Origin of the sequence: Albidovulum sp. (assembly GCF_049646345.1) — a bacterium.
Classification (GTDB): domain Bacteria; phylum Pseudomonadota; class Alphaproteobacteria; order Rhodobacterales; family Rhodobacteraceae; genus Albidovulum.
Window position 1 is genome coordinate 1 of record NZ_JBARVQ010000692.1, and the last position, 3472, is coordinate 3472.

A 3472-nucleotide genomic window follows, 5' to 3' on the forward strand; every position below is an offset into this window, starting at 1 on the left:
TGGTCGGGGCGAGAAGATTCGAACTTCCGACCTACGGTACCCAAAACCGTCGCGCTACCAGGCTGCGCTACGCCCCGACATGCCGTCTCTAGCCGCTTGTCGCGGGAAGGGAAAGAGGCAAGGTCAGGAACAGGGCCAAAGAGCAGCGTTCTGGTCCAAAGCCGGGTGACGCAACTCTGCGCCTTCGGTCAGACCGAGCCGTTCTGCAAGACCGCCATTGATCTCAAGCACCATCAAAGTCTCTGGCGGGCCGGGAATGGCCGTCAGATCCCCCGGCACAGCATTCGCATGCACGCCGTTTACCCGCCCATCGGCACCGACAAAGATCATATCCAGTGGAATCAGCGTGTTCTTCATCCAGAACGCGACAGTCTGCGGCTGTTCATAAATGAACAGCATCCCTGCGCCAGATGGCAAGGTGGTCCGGTTCATCAGGCCCTGAGCACGCTCTGCACCGTCATCGGCAATCTCGACGGCGAATCGCGCAGATCCGCCATCCCAACGGAGTTCGGCCAGTCCTTCGCTGCATCCGGCGGCCACCGGCCCGGAGAGGAACAGCATCGCAACCGCGGCGGCGAATACGGTTTTCATTTCTTGTCTCTGAGTGCCGCTTCCCACGACACGACCTGGGCGGCCATGCGTCCACGCTTGCCCTCGATCACCCGAAGGCACACCGCCTCGCCGGGCTGAAGGTCAGCAAAGCCCGAACGTCGCAGAACCTCGACATGGATAAACACATCCTCGGGCCGTCCATAGACGTTCCCAAAGCCGAAACCCTTTGTCTTATCAAACCATTTGACCCGTGCGGGTTCCAGCGGCAATGCCGCAATCGTAGCCGCGTCGGTTTCCCCCAGATCCTGTATCGGGGAAATGTCTTCATCATCGGGAGGAAGAATTTCACGCACTTCGACAGCTTGCGCCCCGCGAGAGGTCTGTTGCACCACCACAAGTATCCGCGCGTTGTCAGCAACAGAGCTTTGCCCGAAATTGCGAAGAACGTTCGCATGCAAAAGGATATCGCCGCCGTCATTGTCGACGACGACAAAGCCGAATCCTTTCGCCGGGTCGAACCATTTCACGCGGCCCATAACCTCGTGCTGGTCCTGTTCTTGTTCTGTCATCGCGCGTTTCCTATTTCCGACGCCCCCGACCTGACACGATGGGGACGCCGGTTTCAAGCATGTTGGCGAACTCTAACACCCACTACCCGACAATTCACGTCAAGGATTCAGCCGCGTGATCGCCCATTCATCAGCTATCGTGGCGCGTTGCCAACGGAACCGATCGTGTAGGCGAAAAGCACCATCCGCCCAGAACTCGATTTCAAGCGGTCTCAGCCTGAATCCACCCCAGAATGGCGGCCTTGCGGGCGATACACCCTTGGCTGCCGTCACTCGTGCCACCTCAGCCACCAACGCGGCCCGTGAAGAAAGCGGCTCTGACTGCTGCGACGCCCAGGCGCCGAGCCGGCTTTTCAGAGACCTGGAAGCGAAATACTCGTCCGCTATCGACCCCTCTTCACGACTGGTAATGCCTCTCACACGTATCTGCCTGCGAAGCGACTTCCAATGCATCACAAAAGCCGCTTTTCCGGCATCGGCGATTTCCCGCCCTTTGGCTGATCCATAATTCGTGTAAAAGAGAAAAGCGTCAGCTTCAATCTCTTTTAGTAGGACTATACGCACATTGGGCAACCCATCCGCATCGACCGTGGCCAAGGCGATGGCGTTCGGGTCGTTCGGTTCCACCGGTTCCGCCGCAGCCAGCCAGTCGCGTGCGATCGCGAATGGGTCCGACCCGGAAAATATGCCCGTTCTGTCGCTCATCAGACGTTCTCTCGCATCTGCAATGCCCGGTTGCAAGCCGTAAGGTCAACTCCGACACGGACGCGCCCGCTGCCCTTGAAGCATCACGGAACTTAGCCTAATGCTTCGGCACTCAGTTAGAAAGTGCACGGGGACGGAAATGGCGACCGAATTGATGGCCGGCAAGCGTGGTCTGATCATGGGACTTGCGAATGACAAGTCTATTGCCTGGGGGATCGCCAAGGCCTGCGCCGATCACGGCGCCGAACTGGCCTTTTCTTATCAGGGTGAGGCGTTGAAAAAGCGCGTCGAACCGCTGGCCGCGCAAGTGGGTGCGACCGAAATCGTGGAATGCGACGTCTCTGACCCGGCCTCGCTTGATGCCTTGTTCGCGCATCTGCAGAAGGTTTGGGGCAAGCTCGACTTCGTCGTCCACGCCATCGGCTTATCCGACAAGAACGAGCTGCGCGGCCGCTACGTCGACACAAGTGCCGCAAATTTCCAGATGACGATGGATATCTCGGTCTATTCCTTTACCGCCGTCTGCCAGCGGGCAGCCGCGATGATGCCCGATGGCGGCAGCCTGCTGACGCTGACCTATTACGGCGCAGAGCGGGTCATGCCTCACTACAATGTTATGGGCGTGGCCAAGGCAGCGCTTGAGGCATCGGTGCGCTACATCGCCGAGGATCTGGGCAAGGACGGTATCCGCTGTAACGCGATCTCGGCCGGGCCGATCAAGACGCTGGCCGCCAGCGGCATCGGTGATTTCCGCTATATCCTGAAATGGAACGAACTGAACTCACCCCTGCGGCGCAATGTCAGCCAGGAGGATGTCGGCAAGTCGGCGCTCTATCTCCTCTCCGATCTCGGCTCGGGCGTCACGGGTGAAACCCATCACGTCGATTGCGGCTATCACCTTGTCGGCATGAAGGCGGTCGATGCCCCCGATATCGATGCAGTGACGGGGCGCAAGGAGTAGGGCGATGACCGACCGGCTACCGCATGAAAAAGGCTTTCACGTCTCCTGGGACCAGCTTCATCGCGATGCCCGCGCGCTGGCCTGGCGGCTGGACGGCAAGGGCCCCGAGAATGGTGACTGGCGCGCTGTCGTGGCGATCACCCGCGGCGGCATGGCGCCTGCAATGATCGTCAGCCGCGAGCTCGATATCCGTGTCGTCGATACGATCTCGGTCAAATCCTACAACCATCAGGACCAGACAATGCCGCGCGTGATCAAGGCACCGCAGGCCGATATCATGGGCGATCAGGGCGAAGGCGTGCTGATCGTCGACGACCTTGTCGATACCGGCAAGACGCTGGAACTGGTGCGCAACCTCTTTCCCAAGGCGCATTTCGCCACTGTCTATGCCAAGCCCGAGGGGCGCGAGATGGTCGACAGCTTCATCACCGAGGTCAGCCAGGACACCTGGATCTTTTTCCCGTGGGATATGGCGCTGCAATATGTCCAGCCCTATCGTGGGTCGGACTGACCGGTCATCTGCCGAACGCGGCGGATGCCTCCGGCGGGGATATTTGGCCCAAGTGGAAGCCGGGGAAGGAAACAGATGACACTGCCCCTGAACCCCGACATTGCCGCGACCTTCCTGCCCCCGGTGATGGAGGCGCGACGCTGGCTGGAGGGGGTGAGTTTTCCGCCTGAGCGG

Annotated in this window: 5 protein-coding genes and 1 tRNA gene; 2 read left to right on the forward strand and 4 right to left on the reverse strand. The window is 60.0% G+C overall.

Features of this window, described 5'->3' with window-relative positions:
* The 4 genes from WBB85_RS18050 to pdxH all read right to left on the reverse strand — a co-directional run bounded on the left by WBB85_RS18050 (position 1) and on the right by pdxH (position 1826).
* Positions 1-77: transfer RNA gene (locus tag WBB85_RS18050), tRNA-Pro, on the reverse strand.
* Positions 78-123: 46 nt separating this feature from the next.
* Positions 124-591, reverse strand: coding sequence for a DUF192 domain-containing protein (locus tag WBB85_RS18055; RefSeq protein WP_432639982.1), 468 nt, complete (start codon positions 589-591; stop codon positions 124-126).
* On the reverse strand, positions 588-1121 hold the full coding sequence (locus tag WBB85_RS18060; RefSeq protein WP_432639983.1) for a cold-shock protein: 534 nt from the start codon (positions 1119-1121) through the stop codon (positions 588-590). Before WBB85_RS18060 ends, WBB85_RS18055 begins: the two co-directional genes overlap by 4 nt.
* Positions 1122-1220: 99 nt before the next feature.
* The gene (gene pdxH, locus WBB85_RS18065) at positions 1221-1826 is read right to left on the reverse strand and encodes a pyridoxamine 5'-phosphate oxidase (protein ID WP_432639984.1); all 606 of its coding nucleotides are present in this window, start codon (positions 1824-1826) and stop codon (positions 1221-1223) included.
* A 139-nt stretch (positions 1827-1965) separates the two neighbouring features.
* Between pdxH and fabI the strand changes: the two genes are divergently transcribed.
* Entirely contained in the window at positions 1966-2787 is an 822-nt protein-coding gene (gene fabI / locus WBB85_RS18070; RefSeq protein WP_432639985.1) for an enoyl-ACP reductase FabI, read from the forward strand.
* A 4-nt stretch (positions 2788-2791) separates the two neighbouring features.
* On the forward strand, positions 2792-3298 hold the full coding sequence (gene gpt, locus WBB85_RS18075; protein ID WP_432639986.1) for a xanthine phosphoribosyltransferase: 507 nt from the start codon (positions 2792-2794) through the stop codon (positions 3296-3298).
* The last annotated feature ends 174 nt before the right edge of the window (positions 3299-3472 follow it).

Coding starts and splice junctions, on each gene's coding strand:
- WBB85_RS18055 (WP_432639982.1), bottom strand. CDS start 591: ATGAAAACCGTATTCGCCGCCGCGGTTGCGATGCTGTTCCTCTCCGGG.
- fabI (WP_432639985.1), top strand. CDS start 1,966: ATGGCGACCGAATTGATGGCCGGCAAGCGTGGTCTGATCATGGGACTT.
- gpt (WP_432639986.1), top strand. CDS start 2,792: ATGACCGACCGGCTACCGCATGAAAAAGGCTTTCACGTCTCCTGGGAC.
- pdxH (WP_432639984.1), bottom strand. CDS start 1,826: ATGAGCGACAGAACGGGCATATTTTCCGGGTCGGACCCATTCGCGATC.
- WBB85_RS18060 (WP_432639983.1), bottom strand. CDS start 1,121: ATGACAGAACAAGAACAGGACCAGCACGAGGTTATGGGCCGCGTGAAA.